Here is a 22,500-nt window from a genome sequence, read left to right on the forward strand (position 1 = left end):
CTCCGCCAACAGCCCCGGTGCCCCGCCCATGACCGCCCGCTTCCCGCTCTCCCTCCTTCTCGGCACTGCCCTGGCGGCGCTCGCGTCCGCCCAGGCGACGGCGGCCACGGTCACCGTCGCCCCGGGAGAGCTGGAGGGGGCGCTCGCCGCCGCGGCGGCGGGCGATACGCTGGTGCTCGCCCCCGGCACCCACGCCGGCGGTCTCGCCATCGACAAGCCCGTCACGCTGGCCGGGCAGCCGGGGGCGGTGATCGACGGCGGCGGCCGCGGAAGCGTTCTCACCATCAACGCCCCCGACGTGACCGTCCGGGGGATGGAGGTGCGCAACTCCGGCCTGTCGCTGTTCGAGCAGAACACCGGCATCTTCCTCAACAAGGAGGCCCACCGCTCGGTCATCGAGGACAACCGGCTGCGGGACAACCTGATCGGCATCTATGTCTGGGGCGCCAACGACGTGATGGTCCGGCGCAACGACGTCGTCGGCCGCACCGACCTGCGCGTCTCCGAACGCGGCAACGGCATCCAGATCTGGAACGCGCCGGGCACCAGGATCCTGGACAACCGCGTCACCGACGGGCGCGACGGCATCTTCACCACGACCTCGAAGAGGAACGTCTTCGCCCGCAACCGGTTCGAGCGGGTGCGCTTCGCCGTCCACTACATGTACACGAACGACTCGGAGATCGCCGACAACGTCTCGATCGGCAACAATGTCGGTTTCGCGATCATGTACTCGAACAACCTGGTCATCCGGAACAACCGTTCCCGGGGCGACCAGGAGCACGGGCTCCTGCTGAACTACGCCAACAGCTCGCTCATCGAAGGCAACCTGATCGACGGCCGGTTCGCCGCCGGCCAGACGCTGCAGACCGAGGTGGCGGCCGACAAGGACATGCCGGTCGCCGGCGACGGTCCGGCCGAGGGCAAGCGGTTCGGCACCTGGAAATGCGTCTTCATCTACAACGCCAACAAGAACCGCCTGACCGGCAACCGGTTCGAGGGCTGCGAGATCGGCGTCCACTTCACCGCGGGATCGGAGCGCAACGCGATGACCGGCAACGCCTTCATCGGCAACCGCACCCAGGTGAAGTATGTCGGCACCCGCCATCTCGACTGGTCGGAGAAGGGGCGCGGCAACTACTGGTCGGACAATGCCGCCTTCGACCTGAACGGCGACGGCATCGCGGACGAGGCCTACCGGCCGAACGACGTGGTCGACCGCGTCATGTGGGCCTACCCGTCGGCCAAGCTGCTGATGAACAGCCCCGGCATCCAGGTGATCCGCTGGGCGCAGAAGCAGTTCCCCGCCCTTCATCCCGGCGGCGTGATCGACAGCGCGCCGCTGATGGCGCCCCCAGCCGTCCAGGCGGCGTCCGCGGTCCCGACCACGCAGTTCCCGACCATTCAGGCGGCCGAGAGGAAATGACCATGACCGCTCCCGTGAACGACGATGCGGCCACGATCCGCGTCGAGGGCGTCTCCAAGCGCTATGGCGACCAGTATGCGGTGCGCGAGGTCGACCTGACCATGGCGCCGGGTGAGTGCGTCGCCATGGTCGGGCACAACGGCGCCGGCAAGAGCTCGCTGATCAAGCTGATGCTCGGCCTGACGACGCCGACCGAGGGCGGCATCCGCGTGCTGGGCGGCGATCCGTCGAGCGCCGCCGCCTCCCACATCCGCCGCCAGGTCGGCTTCCTGCCGGAGAATGTCGCCTTCCATCCGAACATGACCGGGCGCGAGACGCTGGACTTCTACGCGAAGCTGAAGGGCGCGCCGCGCCACGGGAACGATGCGCTGTTCGAGCGCGTCGGGCTGGAGCCGGCCGCCGTGAAGCGGCGCGTCGGCACCTACTCCAAGGGCATGCGGCAGCGCCTCGCGCTCGCCCAGGCGCTGCTCGGCGGGCCGAAGGTGCTGTTCCTCGACGAGCCGACGACCGGCCTCGACCCCGCGTTGCGGCAGAGCTTCTACGAGATCGTCGGCCATCTGCGCGACGCCGGCACCACCGTGCTGCTGTGCAGCCATGCCCTGACGGAACTGGAAGGGCAGGCCGACCGCGTCGTCGTGATGAACCGCGGGCGCAAGGTCGCCGACGGCTCCCTCGCCACCCTGCGCAGCCTCGCGCAGCTTCCGGTGCGCATCCGCCTCACCCTGCCGTCGGGCGACATCGACACGCTGGCGGCCCGCATCGGCGAAGGGGCCTCCGTCACCCGGCTGGCCGGCGGCGTGGTGGAACTGGCCTGCGCCAACGACGACAAGGTGGACCTCGTCCGCCGCATCTCCTGCGACGGGCCGCCGGCCAGCCGCCTGGACATCGCCGACATCGAGATCGTCCAGCCCAGCCTGGACGAGATGTACGCCCACTTCCTGCGCCGGGAGGCAGCGGAATGACCACGCTCCTGATCATCGCCTCCAAGGAGGTGCGGGACGGCCTGCGCAACCGCTGGGTCGTCGCCACCACGCTGCTGATGGCGGCGCTGGCCCTGACGCTCAGCTTCCTGGGCGCCGCCCCGACCGGCACGGTCGGCGTCGGGCCGGTGGAAATCACCATCGTCAGCCTGTCCAGCCTGACCATCTTCCTGCTGCCGCTGATCGCCCTCCTGCTGTCCTTCGACGCGGTGGTCGGCGAGGTCGACCGCGGCACCATGACCCTGCTGCTCTCCTACCCGGTCGCGCGCTGGCAGGTGCTGATCGGCAAGTTCCTCGGCCATGCCGCGATCATCGCCTTCGCGACCGTGCTGGGCTATGGCGCCGCCGGGGCGGCCCTGTCGATGGGCGAAGTGGAGATCGGGCCGGAGAGCTGGCGCGCCTTCGCCGCCATGATCGGGTCGAGCGTGCTGCTGGGTGCCGCCTTCACCGCGCTCGGCTATCTGGCCTCCACCATGGTCCGCGACCGTGGCACGGCGGCGGGCATCGCGGTGGCGGTCTGGCTGGCCTTCGTCCTGCTCTACGACATGGGGCTGCTGGGGCTGCTGGTCGCCGACGGCGGCAAGACGGTGAACGCCGACCTGCTGAACTGGCTCCTGCTCGCCAACCCGGCCGACACCTACCGGCTGTTCAACCTGACCGGCTTCAAGACGGTGACGCTTTCCGCCGGCACCGCCAGCCTTGCCGCGCATGTCCAATTCTCCGCCCCGGTGCTGCTCGGCGTGCTGGCCGCCTGGGTCGCCGCTCCGCTGGCGCTCGCCACCGTCCTGTTCTCGAGGAAGCAGATCTGATGCGCACCACCATGAAAGCCGCCCTGCTGGCGACCGTCCTGCTGCTGCCGCTGACCGCCTGCAAGCAGGAGCGCGCCGACAGCGCCCCGCCCGCTCCGCTGGCCATCACCGCGGACGCGGTCGGCCGCTATTGCGGCATGAACCTGCACGACCACCCCGGCCCCAAGGGGCAGATCATCGTGAAGGGCGAGGCGCGGCCGATCTGGCTGTCCTCCGTCCGCGACACCTTCGCCTTCACCATGCTGCCGGAGGAGCCGAAGGAGGTCCGCGCCATCTATGTGACCGACCTGACCCGCGCCGCCGATCCGCAGGCGCCGGACCTCTCCCTCTGGGTCGAGGCGCGCAAGGCCTGGTATGTCGTCGGCAGCGGCCAGCGCGGCGGCATGGGGGCGTCGGAGCCCCTGCCCTTCGCCGACGAGGCGGCCGCCCGCGCCTTCGCCAACTCCCACGGCGGCACCGTCAAGCGCTTCTCCGACGTGACCCCGGACGAGATCCTGACGCCGCAGACCGCATCGGAGGAGACCATGCCTCCGCCCGCCGCGGAGCCGGTCCCCGCTGCCGCCGCCCAGAAGCACGGCTCCCATGGCGCCCATCAGGGGAGCACCATGTGATGAGCGGCGCGACGGCAGCCTTCCCCACCGCCCCCCTGTCCCGCCGCCGGTTCCTCGGCATCGCGGCGGCGGCGGCGGGCGTCGCACTGATGCCGGGCCTGCTGCGGGCGGCGCCGCTGCCGGCCGGCATTCCGGTCCGGGTCTGGCGCGGCACGGCGCTGGGCGCCGACGCCATGCTGCAGATCGCCCACCCGGATCCGGCGGAGGCCGACCGCCTGATCGCCCTGTCGCTGGCCGAGGTGGCGCGGCTGGAGAAGGTCTTCAGCCTCTACCGTCCGGATTCCGCCCTGGTCCGCCTGAACCGCGACGGGATGCTCGACCGGCCGCCGGCCGACCTCGTCCGCCTGCTGTCGGAAGCCGTGGCGTTCGGGCGGCGCAGCGGCGGCGCCTTCGACGTGACGGTGCAGCCGCTCTGGCAACTCTATGCCGGGCATTTCGGCCGACCCGGCGCCGACCCGGCCGGCCCTCCGGAAGCGGCCGTCCAGGCCACCCGCCGGCTGGTCGACTACCGTGCGGTGGAGGTCGATGCCGGCCGCATCGCCTTCGCCCGGCGCGGCATGGCGGTGACGCTCAACGGCATCGCCCAGGGCTACATCACCGATCGGGTGACGGAGCGTCTGATCGCGGAGGGGCTGGGCCAGGTCCTGGTCGATCTCGGCGAGATCCGGGCGGTCGGCCGGCATCCGGCCGGTCGGCCCTGGACCGTCGGCTTGAAGGATCCGTCCGACGAGACCCGTCTGACCGCGACGCTCGAAATCGCCGACCGGGCGGTGGCCACCTCCGCCGGATCCGGGACCTCCTTCGATCCGGCCGGACGATTCGCGCATCTGCTCGATCCGGCGAGCGGGCACAGCGCGGCGGACTGGCTGTCGGTCTCCGTGCTGGCGGCCGACGCCACCACCGCGGACGCCCTCTCCACCGCCCTGTCCATCGTCCCGGCCGACCGCGCCGCGGCGATCCTGAACGGCCTGCCGGGCGTCGGCGCCCGTCTGACCCGGCGCGACGGCACCGTCCTGTCGCTGCCCGCCTGACCCCTTTCACACCACGGAGCCCATCATGGGAAGCTTCAGCATCGCCCACTGGATCGTCGTTCTTCTGCTCGTCCTGCTCATGTTCGGAGCGGGCAAGCTGCCCAACGTCATGGGCGACCTCGCCAAGGGCGTGAAGGCCTTCAAGGCCGGCATGAAGGACGACGGATCGCAGGGAACGGAACCCAAGCTGCCGGTCTGACGCAGCCCGGCCGCGGCGGGTGCTAGATCGACCGGTCCCTGGACCACCCCTCGGCAGGAGGGGCCTGATCCAGGGCCGGCATCGGCTGCGCTTCCCCCAGGATGCGGAGCATGAAGGAAACCCAGGGTGCCGACTGGGGGGCGCCGTCGTCCGAACCGGTCGCGGGCGGGCGGCGGTAGCTCCGAAGGTCGGCCATCTGCATCCTCCCCGGCGTTCCTTGCGGCCGTCCCTTCGAGCGGCCATCTCTGCTTCGATGCGGAGGATGTTAGACAACACGCGCAAGAAAAGCAGGTCGTCAATCTGCCGCACGACCATAGGTAATAGTTGAGCGCGACTTGCTCTCAGACCAATGGACGAGGATACCACCCGCCTAGCGTGCAAGACTCTCCAGATAGGCGATGACGTCGTCCGCCTCCCGCCGCGTCAGGTTGGGGTCGGGCATCGGCGGATGGGGCGATTGCAGCCATTCCCGCGCCCAGCCCGGCCCCTTCTTCGGGTCGCGTGCGATGGTCGCCAGCGTCGGCACCGCGTCGGTCCCGGCACGGCTGCCGGCCACATGGCAGGAGGAGCACCAGCGCTCGGCGACCCTCCGCCCTTCCGCCGCGTCGCCGGCCAGCGCCGCCCCGCTCCAGGCCGCCAGCAGCAGCAGCCCGGCCAATCCCGGATAGCTCGTCATCGCGTTGCCTCCTTGAAGGTCAGCAGATAGGCGACGATGTCGTCCGTCTGCTCCGGACTGAGCCGGATGTTCGGCATGATCGGGTGGGAGGTCTGCAGATAGCTGCGCAGCGCCATCTCGGTGATCGCCGGGTTGCGCATCCGGTCCATCAGGTTGGGCGCCGGCCATTTGCCCTCGTCCTCCTGGTCGGGTGCCACGATGTGGCATTCGCTGCAGGCTTCCTTGGCAAGCCGCCTGCCGAAGGCGGGCGTGCCCGGCCCGTCCGGAGCCGCAGCCGCGCCGAGGAGCGGCACCGCCGACAGGCTCGCCGCCAGCACCAGTCCCGTCATGTTCCTCCGACGACGCATGTCTTCCTCCCTGAACAGCGCCGGGCCGGGCTATTCCCGCCGCAGCGCCTCGATGGGGTCGAGCCGGGCGGCGCGGCGCGCCGGGAAATAGCCGAAGACCACGCCCACCGCGGCGGAAAAGCCGAAGGCCAGCAGGACCACCGAGCCGTCGACGATGAACGGCACCTTCAGCCCGGTGGTCGCCAGCAGCGCCAGCCCGAGCCCCAGCAGGATTCCCAACAGCCCGCCGAACAGGGATAGCACCACCGCCTCCACCAGGAACTGCAGCAGGACCTGTTCCTCCAGCGCGCCGATGGCCAGCCGGATGCCGATCTCCCGCGTCCGCTCGGTGACCGAGACCAGCATGATGTTCATGATGCCGATGCCGCCGACCAGCAGCGACACCGCCGCCACCGCTCCCAGCAGCCCGGTCAGGACCGCGGTTGCCGCCGTGGTGGTCTGCACCACCTGCTTCATGTCGCGGACCGAGAAGTCGTCCTCCTTGCCCGGCGTGATGTTGCGCCGCTCGCGCAGCAGCCGCTCGATGTCCGCCTGGACCTTGGCGGTATCCACCCCGTCCTTGGCCGAGACGAAGACCCGCGCGACGTCGGTGTTGCCGGCGATCCGCCGCTGAAAGGCGCGGATCGGCATCAGGACGGTGTCGTCCATGTCGGTGCCGAAGCTCGACTGGCCCTTCGGCTCCAGCAGTGCGATCACCTCGCAGGAGACATTGTGGACGCGGATGCTCTGGCCGATCGGGTCGGCATGGCCGAACAGCTTCTCCCGCACCGTCTGGCCGATGACGCAGGCGGCGCGCCCCGCCCTCACCTCCCCCTCGAAGAAGGGGCGGCCGCGGACCAGCGCCCAGTCCTGGGTGATGAAATAGTCGTTGTCGGTCCCGGTCACGACGGTGTTGCGGCTTTCCGTGCCGTAGACGACCGTCACCGACTTCTGCCCGATCGGCGCCACCGCGCGGACGCCGTAGAGCTGGCTGCGCATGGCGTCGATGTCGCGGCTGTTGAAGGGCCGGGCGTCCGAACTGGCCCGGCCCGGCCCGAACTGGCCGGGCGAGACGAACAGCAGGTTGCTGCCCAGCTTCGCGAGGTCGGCGGTGACCTTGGCCGTGGTGCCGTTGCCGATGGTGACCATGGCGATCACCGCCCCGACGCCGATGACGATGCCGAGCACCGTCAGGAAGGAACGGAGCGTGTTGCGCCGGATGGCCTGCAGCGCCAGCTTGATCGCTTCCAGCAGCATCAGGCCGCCCTCCCCCCCAGCCTCTCCGGGTCGGGACTGCCGGGATCGGTGGTGTCGCTCTCGATGCGGCCGTCGACGAAGCGGACGATGCGGCCGGCATAGGCCGCCATGTCCGGCTCGTGGGTGACCATGATGACCGTGATGCCCTGGTCGCGGTTCAGCCGCACCAGCAGCTCCATGATCTCGCGGCTCATCCGGGTGTCGAGGTTGCCGGTCGGCTCGTCGGCCAGCAGGACGGCGGGGTCGGTCACGATGGCGCGGGCGATGGCGACGCGCTGCTGCTGGCCGCCCGACAGTTCCCCCGGCGTGTGATCCTCCCGCCCCGCCAGGCCGACGCGGCCGAGCGCCGCCATCGCCAGCCGCCGCCGCTCGGCCGGCGCCACGCCGCGATAGACCAGCGGCAGCTCCACATTCTCGACGGCACTGGTGCGCGCCAGCAGGTTGAAGCCCTGGAAGACGAAGCCCAGATAGCGCCGCCGGAACAGCGCGCGCTGCCGGCGGTCGAGCCGCACGAGATCGACGCCCTGGAAGCGGTAGCAGCCGGAACTCGGCGTGTCGAGGCAGCCCAGGATGTTCATCGCCGTCGATTTGCCGGAGCCGGACGGTCCCATGATGGCGACGAATTCCCCCGCGCGGATCCGCAGGTCCACCGCGTTCAGCGCGCTGACGGTCGCGTCCCCCCGGCCGAAGCGCCGGCCGATGCCCCGGAATTCGATGAGCGGCGGCGCGTCGTCCGCGGGCATGGCCGCCTCCTCACCGCTTCGCCACGGAATCGACGATCACCGGACGGCCTTCGGAAATCTCCCCCTTCACGATCTCGGTCCGCTTGCCGTCGCTGGCGCCGACGGTCACCGGCACCTGCACGGGCTGCGCGTCGCCGCCGACCAGCCAGACGGAGCGCGCCGGTCCCGCCGCCTCGTTCTGGCTGGCCGGACGGAACTGCGGCATGCCGGGCATCAGCCGCTTCAGCAGCCCGCCGCTCGGCGCAGCCTGCTCCACCGCCGGGGTGAAGCGCAGCGCGGCGTTCGGCACCAGCAGCGCGTTGGTGACGGTCTGCACGTTGATCTCGGCGGTCGCGGTCATGCCGGGCCGCAGCAGCAGCTCGGCATTGTCGACCGTCAGCACGGCCTTGTAGGTGACCACCCCTGCACCGTCTCGGACGCGAAGCGCAGTTCGCGGATGGTCGCCGGAAAGCGGCGGTCGGGATAGGCATCGACGGTGAAGCCGGCCTGCTGGCCCTCGCGCACCTTGCCGACGTCGGCCTCGTCGACGTCGACCCGCACCTCCATCCGCCGCAGATCCTCGGCGATGGAGAAGAGGACGGGCGCCTGCAGCGAGGCGGCGACCGTCTGGCCGGGATCGACGGTGCGCTTCAGCACGGTTCCGTTGATCGGCGAGACGATGCGCGTCTTGGTCAGGTTGCTCTCGTTCAGGGTCAGTTCCGCAGCCGCCGTCGCGACGTCGGCCCTGGCGCTGGCGACCGCCGCGACGGCACGGTCGTAGGCGGCCCTGGCGGTGTCGAGGTCGTGGCGCGATCCGTGCTGGGCCGCGGCAAGCGCCTGCTTGCGCTCCAGCTCGCGCGCGGTCTCCCGCACCGTGATCTCCGCCTGCGTGACCTTCGCCCGCGCCGAGTCGAGCTTGGCGCGCGAGCTGTCGACGCTGGCCTTGAACTTGTCGGTATCGAGCTCGGCAAGCACCTGTCCGGCGGTCACCGCGCTGTTGTAGTCGACGAAGACGCGACGCACCGTGCCGGACAACTCGCTCGACACGTCCACCTGGCTGGTCGGCTGGACGCTGCCGGTCGCGGTGACGATCACGCGCAGGGTGCCGCGGCTGGCCGGTTCCGTCACATAGCCGACGGGGTTCGGCGCCGGGGCGACCAGCCCGTAGCCCACGGCAAGCAGCAGCAGCGCCAGCACGGCCAGCGCCCAGGACCGGCCACGGCCGGGCATGGCGCCGAGCGGTGACCGGCGCGACGGCTTCAGCCCGAGGAGCGCATCCACGTCTCCGACCGGTTCCTGTGGAAGGTGAGCCGTCATCGCCCCCTCGTCCGCCCATCCCGTAAGCGCCGGCAAGCATGCTTGCGGGCGCCGGCCGGGAAGCCTGCCACATCCGGGCGAACCCGCCATGACATGCATCAACCGGCGGAAGTCCGCTGCCGGAGGCAGCCGTCCGGAGGGGGCTCCGGCGGAGCCGTCAGACGGTGCGCAGGGCCACGCGCAGCGCCTCGGACAGCGCCATCAGGTCGTAGGGCTTCTGCAGGTGGACCGTGTTGCCGCCGGGCCTCCGGCCGCTGCGCCCGCCTTCCATGTCGTGGCCCGAGGCGAAGATCACCGGCAGGCCGGGAATCCGCTGGCGCAACCGGTCGGCAAGCTCGCCGCCGGAGAGGCCGGGCAGCGTCAGGTCGGTCATCAGCAGATCGACCGCCTCCGTCTCGGCGAGCGACAGCGCCTCTTCCGCATCGCCGGCCTCGATCACCTCATGGCCGAGGTCGGCCAGCATCTCCGCCGTCGCCAGCCGGATCAGCACCTCGTCCTCCACCAGGAGGATCCTCAGCGCCCCGGCTCCGGCCACCCCGGGCAGGGCCGGCGTCCGCGCCTGCGCGGCGTGGCGGGCGGCGTTCTGCTGGGCCTGGTTGCGCAGCACATGCCGCACCTTGCGGGCCAGCGCCTCGCGCGTGTAGGGCTTGCTCAGCAGTTCCACCCCGGCGTCGAGCCGCCCGCCATGGACGATGGCGTTCTGCGTGTAGCCGGAGGTGAACAGGACGGCGAGGTCGGGCAGCCGTTCCCGCGCCTTGCGGGCGAGATCCGGGCTGCGCAGCGGCCCCGGCATCACGACGTCGGTAAACAGCAGATCGACCGGCACGCCGCTTTCCAGCACGACGAGCGCGCTCTGGGCATCGCGGGCCTGCAGCACGCGGTAGCCGAGGTCGGACAGCATCTCCACCACCGTCGCCCGCACCTCCTCGTCGTCCTCGACGACCAGGATGGTCTCGCTGCCGCCGCCGGCCGGGCCGCTGTCGAGCTCGACCGCGAGGTCCTCCTCCTGATGGGTGCGCGGCAGGTAGAGACGGATGGTCGTGCCCTGGCCGGGCTCGCTGTAGATCTTGACGTGACCGCCCGACTGCTTGACGAAACCGTACACCATGCTGAGGCCGAGGCCGGTACCCTGTCCCTCCGGCTTCGTCGTGAAGAAGGGCTCGAACACCCGGTCCAGCACCGCCGGCGCCATGCCGCAGCCGGTGTCGGTCACCGCCAGCATCACATACTGCCCCGGCCGCAGATCGCCGTGCCGCAGGGCATACTCGTCGTCCAGCACGGCGTTGCCGGTCTCGATGGTCAGCCTGCCGCGGCCGTTCATGGCGTCGCGGGCGTTGATCGCCAGGTTCAGCAGGGCGTTCTCCACCTGCGTCGGGTCGACCAGCGTGTTCCACAGCCCGGCGGCGCTGATCGTCTCGATCTCGATCTCCTCGCCGATCGCCCGGCGGATCATGTCGTCGAGATTGCGGATCAGCCGGCCGAGATCGACCGCCCGCGGCTCCAGCGGCTGGCGCCGCGCGAAGGCCAGCAGCGAGGAGGCCAGCTTCGACCCCCGCGACACCGCGGTCAGCGCGTTGCGCACGCGGTGTTCCGCCCGCTCCTGCCCGGCGATGTCGCGCAGCAGAAGCTGGAGGTTGCCGCCGATCACCTGCAGCAGGTTGTTGAAGTCGTGCGCCACCCCGCCGGTGAGCTGACCGACCGCCTCCATCTTCTGGGCCTGGCGCAGGGCGGCGTCCGCCTCCTTCTGGGCGGTGACGTCGCGTCCCACGGCATGGATCAGGTCGGCATCCGGCACGGCGATCCAGGACAGCCAGCGATAGCTGCCGTCCTTGTGCCGGTAGCGGTTCTCGAAGTTCCGCGTGGTCCGGCCGGCGGCGAGCCTCGCGCTCTCCGCCTGGGTCGCCGGCAGGTCGTCGGGGTGGATCAGGTCGAGGAAGGAACGGCCGAGCAGGTCGCGCTCCGCCCAGCCGAGAAGCACCATCCAGGCCGGGTTCGCCGCGGTGACGGTTCCATCGAACCGCGCGACCAGCATCACGTCGGTGGACAGGCGCCACATGCGGTCACGGTCGGCGGTGCGTTCCGCCACCCGGCACTCCAGCGTGGCGTTCAGCTCCCGCAGTTCCTCCTCGATGCGCTTGCGGTCGGTGATGTCGTAGGAGACGCCGAGCACCCGCCGCCCTCCGTCCCGACCGCTGCGCACCGCCTGCCCGCGCCGGGCCATCCAGCGGGTCTCGCCGGTGTCCGGCCGGCGGATGCGGTACTCGACATAGTCCAGCCCGTCCTCCGGCACGGCGCCGGGCGTCAGCGTGGTCAGCCGCGGGCGGTCCTCCGGGTGGATCATCGCCGCCAGCTCGCGCAGGGGCACCAGCGGGCGCGGCGGCACGCCCCACAGGCGGCAGAAGGTCTCCGAGACGGCCAGCATGCCGTCGCCGCGCAGCTCGAAGGTGCCGATGGCGCCGGCCTCCTGCGCCACGCGCAGCCGCTCCTCGCTCGCCTTGAGCGCCTCCGCCGAACGCCTGGCCTCCGTCACGTCGCTGCCTTCGACGAAGATGCCGGTCACCCGGCCGTCGCGGTCGCGGATCGGCTGGTAGACGAAGTTGAGGAACCGTTCCTCCTCCGGCCCCTCCGGCCCCCGCCTGATCCGCAACGGCTGCTCGTGGCCCACGAAGGGCTCGCCCGTCCGGTGGACCCGCTCGAGAAGCTCGAAGAAGCCCTGGCCCTCCAGGTCGGGAAAGGCCTCCCGCACCGGCCGGCCCATCAGCTCGCGGTGGCCGACCAGGGTCTGATACGCCGAGTTGGCCAGCTCGAAGACGTGATCCGGCCCGCGCACCACCGCCATGAAACCGGGCGCCTGGCGGAACAGCTCGCGCAGATGCTCGCCCTCGGCGGCAAGCCGGGCGTTGGCCGCGCGCAGCTCCGCCTCGGTCGCCCGCAGGCGGCGTTCGGCGATCACCTTCTCGGTCGTCTCGGTGCAGGCGCAGAACATGCCGCGCACCTGCCCGGCCTCGTCGCGCAGCGGGCTGTAGGAGAAGGTGAAGTAGGTCTCCTCCGGATAGCCGTTGCGCTCCATGACGAGCGGCAGATCCTCGTGGTAGGTCGCCTCTCCGGCCAGCGCGCGGTCGACCAGCGGGCTGATGTCGGTCCAGATCTCCGACCACACCTCGGCGAAGGGACGGCCGAGCGCCGTGGGATGCCGCGCGCCGAAGATCGGGCGGTAGCCGTCGTTGTAGAGGAAGGCCAGCTCCGCCCCCCAGGCGACGAACATGGGAAAGCTGGAGGTCAGCATCAGCCCGACCACCGTGCGCAGGGCGGGCGGCCAGCCCTCGGGCGGGCCGAGAGGGGAGCGGCCCCAGTCGTGCCCCCGCATCAGGGCACCCATCTCGCCGCCGCCGGCGAGGAAGGAGACGTCGGCCATCGTCATCGCGGCCCTTCCAGGCGTCGTTTCCGGCCACCCGTCGGCCCGGACGGCGCCAGGGCGCCGCACCCGCGGTCAGGGAAGGTCCTGGCATGATTGCGGGTGAGTCTCATGCGCCGACTATAGGTTCCGGTCCGGTAGCAAAACAACCCGTTCCGCCCCAGCCTTTCGGTCTAGCCCGATGATGGAGGACGCCTTTTCCGGCCGACCGCAGGCGGGCTTGCGTCCTTGGCAACAGGCGGGCGCATCCGTTATTGCGTCTGTCGCCCCTTCCCTCCACGTCCGGAGACCGACGACACCATGCCCCTGGCACGACATCGCAGCTTCGCCGTCATCGGGCTCGGCACCTTCGGCAGCACCGTGGCGCTGGAACTGGAACGGCTCGGCAAGGACGTGCTGGGACTGGACCGCAGCGAGGAGCGGGTCCGCGCCGTCGCCGACCGGCTCGCCCACACCGTCATCGCCGACGCCCGTGACGAGCGGGCGCTGGCCGACGCCGGGCTCGCCGACTACGACGTGGTGGTGGTCGCCATCGGCGAGGATCTCGAATCGAGCATCCTCTGCACCATGGCCGCCAAGTCGATGGGCGTGAAGTGCGTCTGGGTCAAGGCGCTGAGCGCCACCCACGCGCGGATCCTGAGCAAGCTCGGCGCCGACCGCATCATCGAGCCGGAGCGCGAGATGGGCCTGCATGTCGCCCAGTCGCTCAATACGCCCTATGTGCTGGACTACATCCGCGTCGGCGGCGACCTCTTCGTCGTCAAGGTCCAGGTCCCCGGGGAGCTGGAGGGCCGCAGCCTCGACAGCCTGGGCATCGGCGGCGAGTTCGACGTCCGCTTCCTCGGCCTGATGCGCGGCAGGACCTGCCTGGAGGATGGCGGGGGCGAGGATGGCCGGGGCGGCCTGCACCTCCAGGCCGGCGACCGCATCCTGCTGATGGGCCGGCAGGACGAGTTGCGGCGGCTCGGGAAGTCGCTGTGAGGGCGCGCGACCGGGGCGGCCTTCGCCGCCGGGTGGAGCCGGCCGTCCGCCTTTCCCCGCCGACGGTGCTCGCCCTGCTCTACGGCGGGGTGGCGGCGATCGGCGTCCTGCTGCTGAAGCTGCCGGGAATGACGACGGCCCCGCTCTCCTGGGCGGACGCCCTGTTCACCGCCGTCTCCTCCGTCACCGTCACCGGGCTGGCGGTGGTGGACGTCGGCTCGCACTTCACGCGGGCCGGCCAGCTGGTGATCCTGCTGCTGATCCAGCTCGGCGGGCTGGGGCTGATGACCTTCGCCACGCTGGTCATCATGCTGCTCGGCCGCTCCTTCCCGCTGCGCCACCGCATCATCCTGCGGGAGGACCTGAACCAGACCTCGCTCGGCGACCTCGGCCGGCTCGTCCGGGTGATCCTGGTGGTCGTGCTGGGGATCGAAGGGGCGGGGGCCATCCTGCTCGCCCTGCGCTGGGTGCCCGACTACGGCTGGTCGGAGGGGCTGTTCCTCGCCCTCTTCCATGCCGTCTCCGCCTTCAACAACGCCGGGGTCGCGCTGTGGCCGGACAGCATGGTCCGCTGGGCCGGAGATCCCCTGGTCAACCTCGTCATTCCGCTGCTGATCATCGTCGGCGGGCTGGGCTTCACGGTGCTGTTCGATCTGTGGTCGCAGCGGCGCTGGCGGCGGCTGGCGCTCCACACCAAGCTGATGCTGGCCGGCACCGCGATCCTGATCCCCGGCGCCTTCCTCGGGTTCCTGCTGCTGGAGTGGACCAACCCCGGGACGCTGGGCGGGCTCCATGGGGTCGGCGAGCGGATCATGGCCGCGTGGTTCCAGGCGGTGACCACCCGCACCGCCGGCTTCAACACGGTGGACATCGGGGCGCTGCGCGACAGCACCTCGCTGATGGTCATCAGCCTGATGCTGATCGGCGGGGGAAGCACCTCCACCGCGGGCGGCATCAAGGTGACCACCTTCCTGCTGCTCCTGCTCGCCACCCTGGCCTTCCTCCGGCGGCAGCCGGTGCCGCAGGCCTTCGGGCGCAGCATCGCCATGCAGGAGGTCGTGAAGGTGCTGGCGATCACCGCCATCAGCCTGCTGGTGGTGCTGACCGGCATCTTCCTGCTGACGCTGACCCATGAGGAGCCGTTCCTCGACCTCGCCTTCGAGATCGCGTCGGCCTTCAGCACGACGGGCCTGTCGCGCGGCACCACGGCGAGGCTGGACGGTTTCGGTTATCTGGTGGTGGGGCTCGTGATGTTCATCGGCCGCATCGGGCCGCTCGGCCTCGCCTTCCTGCTCGCCGCTCCGACGCCGGCGCGCATCCGGCACCCGGAAGGCCGTCTCTTCACCGGCTGACCGGCGCAAAGCGGAAAGACCATACGTAGACTGAGGCATTCCGCCGCGCGACAGGACGTGCAGTGGTATGACCAAAACAGCTCTTTATAACCTTTCCAATGTTTCGATCCGGAATCGCGGCGATTCCATCAGAAATAGTGGGAGAGGAATATGTCCAAGACTATCGCCCTGTCGCTGGCGGCCGTCCTGCTGGCTTCGGTCAGTGGAGCGGGAATCGCACAATCGCTGAAGGACGAACCGATCCAGCCTATCGAGCCCGCCAAGGTAACCAATCCCGGACTTGTGGAGCTGGGTAAGAAGCTCTATTTCGACCCTCGCCTGTCCAAGTCCGGTTTCATTTCCTGTAATTCCTGCCACAACCTGTCGATGGGCGGAACGGACAATCTGAAGACCTCCATCGGCGATCACTGGCAGAAGGGGCCGATCAATGCCCCGACCGTCCTGAACTCCAGCATGAACCTCGCCCAGTTCTGGGACGGCCGTGCGGCGGACCTCAAGGCGCAGGCCGGCGGCCCCATCGCCAATCCGGGCGAGATGGCCTTCACCCACGAGCTGGCGGTCTCGGTCCTGCAGTCCATCCCGGGCTATGTCGCGGAGTTCAAGGCGGTCTTCGGCTCCGACACGGTGGACATCGACCAGGTGACCAAGGCCATCGCCGCCTTCGAGGAGACGCTGGTCACCCCGAACTCGCGCTTCGACAAGTGGCTGAAGGGCGACAAGACCGCCCTGACCGCGGCCGAGGCCGAGGGCTACGCCCTGTTCAAGGACAGCGGCTGCGTCGCCTGCCACAACGGCCCGGCGGTCGGCGGCAACTCCTTCCAGAAGATGGGCGTCGTCGAGCCCTACACGGCCTCCAGCCCGGCCGAGGGGCGCGTCGCCGTCACCAAGGACGAGGCCGACCGCTTCAACTTCAAGGTCCCGACCCTGCGCAACGTCGAGCTGACCTACCCCTACTTCCATGACGGCGAAGCCGCCACGCTGAAGCAGGCGGTGAACACCATGGGCCGCATCCAGCTCGGCAAGTCCTTCTCCGACGACGAGAATGCGAAGATCGTCGCCTTCCTGAAGACGCTGACCGGCGAGCAGCCCAGCTTCCCGATACCGATCCTGCCGCCGTCCTCCGACACCACGCCGCGCCCCACGCCGTTCGGCATGTAAGCGGCGCCCGCAGGCCCGGCACCACGCCGGCACCGGGTCCGCCCCGATGCCGGCGTGCGTCCTCCATGGCGGGATCAGCCGCCGCTGACCGCCTCCAGCTTGGCCGGCAGGATCGGCGAGGCCTCCAGCGTGCGGTTGAGATGGTCGGCGAGGCGCAGCGCCAGCTCGACCAGCGTCTGGGTCGGGTTGGCGTGGCCGCTGGACGGGAACAGGCTGGAACCCGCGACATAGAGGTTCTCCGTCCCGAAGACGCGGCAGTTGCGGTCGACCACCCCGTCCTTCGGCGTCTCCGCCATGCGGGTGCCCCCCATGTGGTGATAGCCGGCCAGCTCGTCATGGTCGGGGAAGGGCAGCGTGTCGTCCAGCACCCAGGGATCCAGCCTCACCCGGCCGAAATTCTGTTCCGCCACATAGCGGGCGACGGGAAGCGCCATCTCGCGCGGGGTGCGGCGGTCCAGCTCGGTCTTCTTCCAGTGCAGGACGACCCGCGGAATGCCGAAGCTGTCGGTCTCCTCGGCCAGCGCGACGCGGTTCGAGGCCACCGGCTCCTGCTCCCAGGCGGCGCGGATCTTGCCGATGCAGCGGATTTCCCGGCCGAAGCTGGCGAGGAGCGGCTGCAGCACGTCGGGCGAGTTGCAGACGAGGTCGGCGAGATATTGGCGGGACCGGCTGCGGTTCACCGGCTCCAGCCGGATGCCGCAGTTCAGGATGCGCTTTTCCTCCATGAAGGCGGTGGTCGGCCCGATGAACCAGCGGCGGTTCACCTGGCTCTCCATGTCCAGATCGTCCAGGTCGAACAGCCCGTCGCCGAGATAGTCGGGGAACAGGACGAACTCGCCCAGCGTGAAGGTCGGGTGCTCCATCCAGTAGCGGCCGACCGCGTCGCCCTGGTTGCCCAGCCGGTTGTCGTGGCGCCGGTTCTCGTTCAGCAGGAGGCGGGCATTCTCGATGCAGCCGCAGGCCAGGATGTAGGTCTTCGCCTTGATCGTCCGCTGCAGATCGCCGTAGTTGCGGAAGCTGGCGCCGGTCACCACCCGGTCCTGCACCTCGAACCCGACGAAGTTCGCCATCATGCAGACATCGATGGTGCGCGACTTCTCCAGTTCCTCCTCGTACTTCAACCCGAACTTCACGGGCGGACCGCTCTCGGTGAAGGAGAGCAGTTCCAGGGTCGAGGAGCCGGGCAGCAGCTTGTCGGGCGTCTGCTCCTTGATCTCGAGGATCCTGCGGGTCTCCTCCTGGTAGGGCAGCAGGTCTTCCATCCGGATCGGCCAACCGGTCTGCGGTGCCGCCGCCTTCGGGTGGAAATCGCGGGCGTCCAGCCGGCGGCACCAGCCTCCCCAATGGTTGCTGGTTCCTCCCAGAAAGCGCAGCCGCGCGAGGTCCAGTTCGAAGTAGGGGTCGCCCTTCACCTCGCCGCGATAGCAGTCCTGCGATTCGGGGGAATAGCCGCGCTCTCCCCCTTCCGCCACGAAGACGCTGCGGCCGCGCTGGGCCAGGGAACGGGCGATCGAGATGCCGGCGGGGCCGGCGCCGATCACGCACACGTCATACTGGGGCTTCGGGGTGAACCCGTCGGTCAGGTCGACGATCATCGGGAGGCCCTCACGCGGTCGGCAGGTGGATCAGGTCGTCGGACCGCAGCACCCAGCCCGAGGGGTGGATGACGGTCTCCACCGCCCCGCCCCGCACCGGCGCGCCCCTGAATCCCAGGCCGAATCCCAGGCCGAATCCCGGGCCGGCCACCGATGCCGCCCCCGCCGTTCCCGCGACCGGCGCAGCCAGCGCCAGCAACGAGGCGCCGAGAACAAGTTGCCGCCGCGTCGGCCCTTCGGACCGGCGCCCGACGTCTCGGCGTCCGCTCAGGAACAGGGGGTACGGGACATCAGGTGCCTCCCAGGAATTCTATAATCAAAGGTTGCGGATCGCCCTCATCCGGGCCAGCCGGCGCCGTCTGGTTGCGATGCACCACGTCCGACTTTGGGAATGGGCGGGATATGATCAATTGCAAATAAGTCTCGTTATGCTCTTGCCCCTCCGGCACCGGATGGCGGTAACCCTTTTCCGGCCGATCGAAGGGGCTGCGGCAGACCGATCCGCCCGCGCCATGGCAGGGACCCGGCAAGGGCGGAGGCGGCGAGGTAACCTGTATGACAAAGCGGTAACGCGGCTTTGCTTCAACAAGCGCTGGCAAGAGAGCATAATCCCTCCCGCCGAGCTTCGGGGTGCCGCGGCCTATGACGCCTCGCTTGCCGGCTCCAGGCTGGGATTCGGTGCTCCGGGGTTTTCTGAATGAAGTTGGCGGGTCTGCTGCGTCTGATTCTGGCCGTCGCCTGTCTGTCGTCGGGGGCCCTCGCCGCCCGGGCGGAGCCGTTCCGCTTCACCATCCTCTACGCCCACAGCACCACCGACCTGGAGGAGGCGCGGCCGCGCGGCGGGCTGCCCCGGCTCGCCGCCCTGGTGCGCCAGGAACGGGCGGAGCGCGGCACGGTGCTGGTGCTGCACGGCGGCCAGACCCTCGCCCCCTCGGTGCTGGCCTTCTACGACCAGGGCGCGCACATCATCGACCTGCTGAACGGCATCGGGCCGGACGTCATGGCGGCCCTGAACCGGGAATTCCACCACGGCGACGACAAGCTGATGACCCGCGCCTTCGAGGCCGGCTTCCCCATGATCACCACCAACGCCATCGACCGCGCCACCGGCAAGCCGCCGGACGGCCTGGAAAGCGCGGTGGTGCTTCGCGCCGGCCCCTTCCGCGTCGGCGTGCTGGCGGGAACGCCGCTGCAGACGAAGGAGACCACCCGCACCCCGCAGACGGAGTTCCGCGACCCGGCCGTCGCCATCGCCGAGCGGGCGCGGGCGATGAAGGCGGAGGGCGTGGACCTGACGGTGGCGCTGACCAGCAGCTCCGGCAACACGCACACCGCGGTAATCGCCGCCCGGCCGACCGACATCGTCCTCTACCAGGACCGCGGGCGCGACATCGGCGTCGACTATGACGGAAAGTTCCTCAGCGCCACGGTGGCGCCGCAGGCCAACTACGTCCTGGCGCTCGACATCACCATCGACCGCGTCGGGGAGCGCGACAGCCAGCGCCTCGTCTGGTCGCGTCGGTCCGGGTGATCGACACCGCGACCATTTCCCCCGATCCGGATCTCGATGCCAGGACCCGCGCCTATTCCGCGCGGCTCGACGGGCTGCTGAGCATGGAGGTCGGCCGGCTCGAGGAGAACATCGACACCCGGCGGGAGACCGTCCGCGGCGGGGAGAGCGCCTTCGCCAATACCGTGGTCGACACGCTGCGCCTGGCGCTCGACGCCGACGTGGCGCTGTTCAACGGCGGCGGGATCCGGGGGACAGGAGCTATGCCGCCGGAACCGTCCTGACCCGCCACGACATCTATTCCGAACTGCCCTACCATGATGTCGGCGTCGTGCTCGATGTAACCGGACAACAGCTATGGAAGCGGTTGAGAGCGGCGTCAGCGGGATCGAACAGTTGCAGGGCCGCTTCCCCCACCTGTCGAACGCGCGCGTCGTCGTGGACGCCACCCGTCCGCCGGGGCGGCGGGTGGTGGATCTGGCGATCGGCGGCAAGCCGGTGGACGCGCGTCGCACTACCGGCTGGCGACCAGCAGCTATCTGGCGGCGGGCGGCGACGGCTACAGCATGCTGGTCTCCGCTCCCGCCTGCTGGAGGAGCGGGACAGCGATTTCGTCTCGACCCTGCTGATCGCGACCATCACCCGCACGGGTGTCTTCGCGCCGCGGCTCGACGGCCGCATGACGGTGAAGCGGTGAGTGCCGGCACCGGAGGCACCGCCCCATGACCGCAGACGGGCAGGGCCGCGCTGCGGCAGGCAAGGCGCCACCCGACTCCGCCGCGGCCCTGGCCGCCCGGCAGCGCCGGCGCCGCTTCGGCATCGCCATGCGCATCACCGCCGGCCTGTCGGTGATGATGCTGCTGGTGGTGACGATCGCCGGCGTCTCGCTCTCCTCCTTCCGGACCTTCCGGGCCGAGGTCACCTCGCTGTCGCGCACCACCCTGCCGGAGCTGATCACCGGCGCCGAGCTGCACAGCTCGCTGCAGAAGCTGGTGGCGCAGCTTCCGCTTCTGGCCAGCGCCACCTCGACGCCGCAGCGCCGGTCGATCTACAACGAGGTCGTCTCCGACCTGGAGACGCTGCATCTGCTGGTCGCCCGCATGCGCGGGCAGCTCAACGAGGATGCCGCGCTGGAACGGGGGGCAGCTTCTCGACCAGATGCGCTCCACCCTGCTGATCTGGCCGCCCACGGTTTCGGACCTCAATGCCGAGGTCGCCCGCCAGATCGAGAGCGGCGAACCGCCCAGTCGGAGGCCGCGCGGGGCCTGAGCCGCCTGTCGGACGGGCTGGAACGGCTGTCCGATCCCGATGCCGGTCCCTGGTGCGGCGCGCATCGGCGCCCTGATGGCGCGGGCCGCCGGCTCCACCAGCTCGAGCATCTCAGCCGGCTGAAGGCGGAACAGCGGGCGGCCGAACGGACGCTGGGCGAGCTGGGCAGATCGCCGTCGCGGCCACCGGCCGTCGGGTCCCATTATGGCGGCCATGCACCAGGAGCTGATCGACCTGCTGGTATCGCCCGGCGGCCTGTTCCACAGCGCGGTGGAGCGGGTGCAGGCGCGCAACCGGCGCAGGCGCTGACCGGGCAGGCCCGCGTCCTGGCGGAGACGGTGGACCGCTCGACCCGCACGCTGTTCGAGGCGCTGCGCGACCAGTCGGCCGACCGCACGGACGCCATCGTCGGCCTGATCACGGAGCGGGGGCGGGTCGTGCTGGCACTGGTCGGCGCCTCGGCCCTGCTCGCGGTCGGCGTCTATTTCGTCTTCCGGCGCTTCCTGTCCTCCCGCCTCGTCGGCCTCAACGACGCGGTGATGCAGCGGGTCGCCGGCACGCAGGCCGCCATCCCGGTCGGCGGCCATGACGAGATCACCGACATCGCCTCGTCGATCCGCTACTTCATCGACGAGATCGACCGCCGCCAGCGCGACCTCGCCGAGAACGAGCGGCGCTTCCGCAGCCTCGTGGAAGGCTCGATCCAGGGCATCATCATCCACCGGAACTTCCGGCCGCTCTACGCCAACGACAGCTTCGCCGCCATGCTGAACATGACGGTGCCGGAAGTGCTCGCCCTGCCCTCCCTCGGCGCCCTGGTGACCGAGGATGAACTGCCGCAGCTCGTCTCCAACGCCGAGTACCTGATCAGCACCGGGCAGCCGACCGCCCGGCGGCGCATCCGCGCACGGCGCCTCGACGGCAGCCTGCTCTGGGTGGAGCTGACCGGGCGGCGGGTGGAGTGGATGGACGGCCCGGCGGTGCAGGCGGTCGTCGTCGACGTCACCCGCGAGGTGGAGGCGGAAGAGGCCCTGCGCCAGTCGCGCGATGCCGCCGAGCAGGCGCTGCGCGAGCTGAAGGCGACCCAGGCGAGCCTGATCCAGGCGGAGAAGATGGCATCGCTCGGCCAGCTCGTCGCCGGGGTGGCGCACGAGGTCAACACGCCGATCGGCATCACCATCACCGGCGCCTCCCAGCTTCAGGCCCTGATGGAGGAGCTGGAGCGCCAGCATGCCGCCGGCGCGCTGCGGCGGTCGGACTTCCAGCGCTTCCTGACCGACGGGCAGGAAATGGCGAACCTGATCCTCGCCAACTGCACCCGCGCCGCCAATCTCGTGCAGAGCTTCAAGCTGGTCGCCGTCGACCAGTCGAGCGACGAGCGACGCAGCTTCCTGCTGCGCGAGTATGTCGAGGAACTGCTGCGCAGCCTGCACCCGACCTACAAGAACCGCCAGGGCCTGCAGATCGTCATCGACTGCCCGGAGGAGATCGAGCTGGACGGCTATCCCGGGGCCCTGTCGCAGATCCTGACCAACCTCATCATGAACGCGCTGATCCACGCGCTGGAACCGGAGGAGCCGGGCACCATCACCATCGCCGCCCGGCTGACCGACCGCAAGACCGTGGAGCTGATCGTCGCCGACACCGGCCGCGGCATCGCGCCGGAGGTCCTGCCGAAGATCTTCGATCCCTTCTTCACCACCCGTCGCGGCAGCGGCGGCAGCGGGCTCGGCCTCCACATCGTCTACAACCTCGTCACCAGCCGGCTGCACGGCACCATCTCCGTGGACAGCGGCCTCGGCCGGGGAACCCGCTTCACCCTGCGCTTCCCCCGCATCGCCGATCCGGCCGTCGCCGCCGCCTGAC

23 protein-coding genes are annotated in these 22,500 nt (G+C 70.2%); 13 read left to right on the forward strand and 10 right to left on the reverse strand.

What is annotated here, in order from left to right; all coding sequences use genetic code 11:
• Nucleotides 1-28 precede the first annotated feature (28 nt).
• Genes DEW08_RS21515 through DEW08_RS21540 form a run of 6 tightly spaced genes read left to right on the forward strand, consistent with a single transcriptional unit; the run spans nt 29 to nt 5,056 of the window.
• Nucleotides 29-1,426, forward strand: coding sequence for a nitrous oxide reductase family maturation protein NosD (locus tag DEW08_RS21515; RefSeq protein ID WP_109331230.1), 1,398 nt, complete (start codon nt 29-31; stop codon nt 1,424-1,426).
• 2 nt (nt 1,427-1,428) lie between these two features.
• A complete protein-coding gene (locus DEW08_RS21520; protein WP_109331231.1) occupies nt 1,429-2,388 on the forward strand; it encodes an ABC transporter ATP-binding protein in 960 nt (319 codons plus the stop codon).
• Nucleotides 2,385-3,215, forward strand: coding sequence for an ABC transporter permease subunit (locus tag DEW08_RS21525; protein WP_109331232.1), 831 nt, complete (start codon nt 2,385-2,387; stop codon nt 3,213-3,215). The genes DEW08_RS21520 and DEW08_RS21525 overlap by 4 nt, the downstream gene beginning before the upstream one ends.
• The gene (locus tag DEW08_RS21530; protein WP_109331236.1) at nt 3,215-3,826 is read left to right on the forward strand and encodes a nitrous oxide reductase accessory protein NosL; all 612 of its coding nucleotides are present in this window, start codon (nt 3,215-3,217) and stop codon (nt 3,824-3,826) included. Before DEW08_RS21525 ends, DEW08_RS21530 begins: the two co-directional genes overlap by 1 nt.
• Nucleotides 3,826-4,857, forward strand: a complete 1,032-nt coding sequence (locus DEW08_RS21535) for an FAD:protein FMN transferase (protein WP_109331237.1) — start codon at nt 3,826-3,828, stop codon at nt 4,855-4,857. The genes DEW08_RS21530 and DEW08_RS21535 overlap by 1 nt, the downstream gene beginning before the upstream one ends.
• A 25-nt stretch (nt 4,858-4,882) precedes the next feature.
• Nucleotides 4,883-5,056, forward strand: a complete 174-nt coding sequence (locus DEW08_RS21540; RefSeq protein ID WP_109331238.1) for a twin-arginine translocase TatA/TatE family subunit — start codon at nt 4,883-4,885, stop codon at nt 5,054-5,056.
• Nucleotides 5,057-5,078: 22 nt separating this feature from the next.
• On the opposite strand, the gene DEW08_RS31320 is transcribed toward DEW08_RS21540, so the two are convergent.
• The 8 genes from DEW08_RS31320 to DEW08_RS21575 all read right to left on the reverse strand — a co-directional run bounded on the left by DEW08_RS31320 (nt 5,079) and on the right by DEW08_RS21575 (nt 12,775).
• Nucleotides 5,079-5,252: a hypothetical protein gene (locus DEW08_RS31320; protein WP_168220476.1), complete on the reverse strand. Its 174-nt coding sequence runs from the start codon at nt 5,250-5,252 to the stop codon at nt 5,079-5,081.
• 174 nt (nt 5,253-5,426) lie between these two features.
• Complete coding sequence (locus DEW08_RS21550; RefSeq protein ID WP_109331240.1) at nt 5,427-5,732, reverse strand: c-type cytochrome; 306 nt, start codon at nt 5,730-5,732, stop codon at nt 5,427-5,429.
• Nucleotides 5,729-6,079: a c-type cytochrome gene (locus DEW08_RS21555; protein WP_109331241.1), complete on the reverse strand. Its 351-nt coding sequence runs from the start codon at nt 6,077-6,079 to the stop codon at nt 5,729-5,731. Before DEW08_RS21555 ends, DEW08_RS21550 begins: the two co-directional genes overlap by 4 nt.
• Nucleotides 6,080-6,109: 30 nt before the next feature.
• The gene (locus tag DEW08_RS21560) at nt 6,110-7,315 is read right to left on the reverse strand and encodes an ABC transporter permease (protein WP_109331242.1); all 1,206 of its coding nucleotides are present in this window, start codon (nt 7,313-7,315) and stop codon (nt 6,110-6,112) included.
• Complete coding sequence (locus tag DEW08_RS21565; protein ID WP_109331243.1) at nt 7,315-8,058, reverse strand: ABC transporter ATP-binding protein; 744 nt, start codon at nt 8,056-8,058, stop codon at nt 7,315-7,317. Before DEW08_RS21565 ends, DEW08_RS21560 begins: the two co-directional genes overlap by 1 nt.
• 10 nt (nt 8,059-8,068) lie before the next feature.
• Nucleotides 8,069-8,458 carry an efflux RND transporter periplasmic adaptor subunit gene (locus DEW08_RS32735; RefSeq protein WP_245986836.1) on the reverse strand — a complete coding sequence of 130 codons (390 nt, stop codon included), beginning with the start codon at nt 8,456-8,458 and terminating at the stop codon, nt 8,069-8,071.
• Entirely contained in the window at nt 8,434-9,318 is an 885-nt protein-coding gene (locus DEW08_RS21570) for an efflux RND transporter periplasmic adaptor subunit (protein WP_245986838.1), read from the reverse strand. The genes DEW08_RS32735 and DEW08_RS21570 overlap by 25 nt, the downstream gene beginning before the upstream one ends.
• A 193-nt stretch (nt 9,319-9,511) precedes the next feature.
• Nucleotides 9,512-12,775, reverse strand: coding sequence for a hybrid sensor histidine kinase/response regulator (locus tag DEW08_RS21575; protein WP_245986840.1), 3,264 nt, complete (start codon nt 12,773-12,775; stop codon nt 9,512-9,514).
• Between the two features lie 294 nt (nt 12,776-13,069).
• On the opposite strand from DEW08_RS21575, the gene DEW08_RS21580 reads away from it, so the two are divergent.
• From DEW08_RS21580 to DEW08_RS21590, 3 genes are all read left to right on the forward strand, one after another.
• Nucleotides 13,070-13,750 carry a potassium channel family protein gene (locus DEW08_RS21580; protein WP_109331248.1) on the forward strand — a complete coding sequence of 227 codons (681 nt, stop codon included), beginning with the start codon at nt 13,070-13,072 and terminating at the stop codon, nt 13,748-13,750.
• The gene (locus tag DEW08_RS21585) at nt 13,747-15,102 is read left to right on the forward strand and encodes a TrkH family potassium uptake protein (protein WP_245986842.1); all 1,356 of its coding nucleotides are present in this window, start codon (nt 13,747-13,749) and stop codon (nt 15,100-15,102) included. Before DEW08_RS21580 ends, DEW08_RS21585 begins: the two co-directional genes overlap by 4 nt.
• 150 nt (nt 15,103-15,252) lie before the next feature.
• Nucleotides 15,253-16,260 carry a cytochrome-c peroxidase gene (locus DEW08_RS21590; RefSeq protein ID WP_109331249.1) on the forward strand — a complete coding sequence of 336 codons (1,008 nt, stop codon included), beginning with the start codon at nt 15,253-15,255 and terminating at the stop codon, nt 16,258-16,260.
• 74 nt (nt 16,261-16,334) lie between these two features.
• Here the strand turns inward: DEW08_RS21590 and DEW08_RS21595 are convergent, their stop codons facing one another.
• Both DEW08_RS21595 and DEW08_RS30820 read right to left on the reverse strand, forming a co-directional pair.
• Nucleotides 16,335-17,855 (reverse strand): GMC oxidoreductase, encoded by a 1,521-nt coding sequence (locus DEW08_RS21595; protein ID WP_109331251.1) that lies wholly within the window; start codon nt 17,853-17,855, stop codon nt 16,335-16,337.
• Between the two features lie 10 nt (nt 17,856-17,865).
• Entirely contained in the window at nt 17,866-18,054 is a 189-nt protein-coding gene (locus tag DEW08_RS30820; protein ID WP_146214751.1) for a hypothetical protein, read from the reverse strand.
• Nucleotides 18,055-18,552: 498 nt separating this feature from the next.
• Here DEW08_RS30820 and DEW08_RS32740 point away from each other — a divergent pair, with 498 nt between their 5' ends.
• The 4 genes from DEW08_RS32740 (at nt 18,553) to DEW08_RS21605 (ending at nt 22,499) form a co-directional block, all read left to right on the forward strand.
• Complete coding sequence (locus DEW08_RS32740; protein ID WP_245986843.1) at nt 18,553-19,386, forward strand: bifunctional UDP-sugar hydrolase/5'-nucleotidase; 834 nt, start codon at nt 18,553-18,555, stop codon at nt 19,384-19,386.
• Nucleotides 19,383-19,649, forward strand: coding sequence for a 5'-nucleotidase C-terminal domain-containing protein (locus DEW08_RS33310; RefSeq protein ID WP_281262068.1), 267 nt, complete (start codon nt 19,383-19,385; stop codon nt 19,647-19,649). The genes DEW08_RS32740 and DEW08_RS33310 overlap by 4 nt, the downstream gene beginning before the upstream one ends.
• 73 nt (nt 19,650-19,722) lie before the next feature.
• Nucleotides 19,723-20,091 (forward strand): 5'-nucleotidase C-terminal domain-containing protein, encoded by a 369-nt coding sequence (locus DEW08_RS33315; protein WP_281262069.1) that lies wholly within the window; start codon nt 19,723-19,725, stop codon nt 20,089-20,091.
• A complete protein-coding gene (locus tag DEW08_RS21605) occupies nt 20,088-22,499 on the forward strand; it encodes a sensor histidine kinase (protein ID WP_245986845.1) in 2,412 nt (803 codons plus the stop codon). Before DEW08_RS33315 ends, DEW08_RS21605 begins: the two co-directional genes overlap by 4 nt.
• The last annotated feature ends 1 nt before the right edge of the window (nt 22,500 follow it).

Source organism: Azospirillum thermophilum (assembly GCF_003130795.1).
Lineage (GTDB): Bacteria > Pseudomonadota > Alphaproteobacteria > Azospirillales > Azospirillaceae > Azospirillum > Azospirillum thermophilum.

Coding starts and splice junctions, on each gene's coding strand:
- DEW08_RS21565 (WP_109331243.1), bottom strand. CDS start 8,058: ATGCCCGCGGACGACGCGCCGCCGCTCATCGAATTCCGGGGCATCGGC.
- DEW08_RS21595 (WP_109331251.1), bottom strand. CDS start 17,855: ATGATCGTCGACCTGACCGACGGGTTCACCCCGAAGCCCCAGTATGAC.
- DEW08_RS21540 (WP_109331238.1), top strand. CDS start 4,883: ATGGGAAGCTTCAGCATCGCCCACTGGATCGTCGTTCTTCTGCTCGTC.
- DEW08_RS21580 (WP_109331248.1), top strand. CDS start 13,070: ATGCCCCTGGCACGACATCGCAGCTTCGCCGTCATCGGGCTCGGCACC.
- DEW08_RS21550 (WP_109331240.1), bottom strand. CDS start 5,732: ATGACGAGCTATCCGGGATTGGCCGGGCTGCTGCTGCTGGCGGCCTGG.
- DEW08_RS21590 (WP_109331249.1), top strand. CDS start 15,253: ATGTCCAAGACTATCGCCCTGTCGCTGGCGGCCGTCCTGCTGGCTTCG.
- DEW08_RS31320 (WP_168220476.1), bottom strand. CDS start 5,252: ATGGCCGACCTTCGGAGCTACCGCCGCCCGCCCGCGACCGGTTCGGAC.
- DEW08_RS21605 (WP_245986845.1), top strand. CDS start 20,088: ATGACCGCAGACGGGCAGGGCCGCGCTGCGGCAGGCAAGGCGCCACCC.
- DEW08_RS21560 (WP_109331242.1), bottom strand. CDS start 7,315: ATGCTGCTGGAAGCGATCAAGCTGGCGCTGCAGGCCATCCGGCGCAAC.
- DEW08_RS21535 (WP_109331237.1), top strand. CDS start 3,826: ATGAGCGGCGCGACGGCAGCCTTCCCCACCGCCCCCCTGTCCCGCCGC.
- DEW08_RS21555 (WP_109331241.1), bottom strand. CDS start 6,079: ATGCGTCGTCGGAGGAACATGACGGGACTGGTGCTGGCGGCGAGCCTG.
- DEW08_RS21525 (WP_109331232.1), top strand. CDS start 2,385: ATGACCACGCTCCTGATCATCGCCTCCAAGGAGGTGCGGGACGGCCTG.
- DEW08_RS32740 (WP_245986843.1), top strand. CDS start 18,553: ATGAAGTTGGCGGGTCTGCTGCGTCTGATTCTGGCCGTCGCCTGTCTG.
- DEW08_RS21530 (WP_109331236.1), top strand. CDS start 3,215: ATGCGCACCACCATGAAAGCCGCCCTGCTGGCGACCGTCCTGCTGCTG.
- DEW08_RS21515 (WP_109331230.1), top strand. CDS start 29: ATGACCGCCCGCTTCCCGCTCTCCCTCCTTCTCGGCACTGCCCTGGCG.
- DEW08_RS21520 (WP_109331231.1), top strand. CDS start 1,429: ATGACCGCTCCCGTGAACGACGATGCGGCCACGATCCGCGTCGAGGGC.
- DEW08_RS33315 (WP_281262069.1), top strand. CDS start 19,723: ATGGAAGCGGTTGAGAGCGGCGTCAGCGGGATCGAACAGTTGCAGGGC.
- DEW08_RS21575 (WP_245986840.1), bottom strand. CDS start 12,775: ATGACGATGGCCGACGTCTCCTTCCTCGCCGGCGGCGGCGAGATGGGT.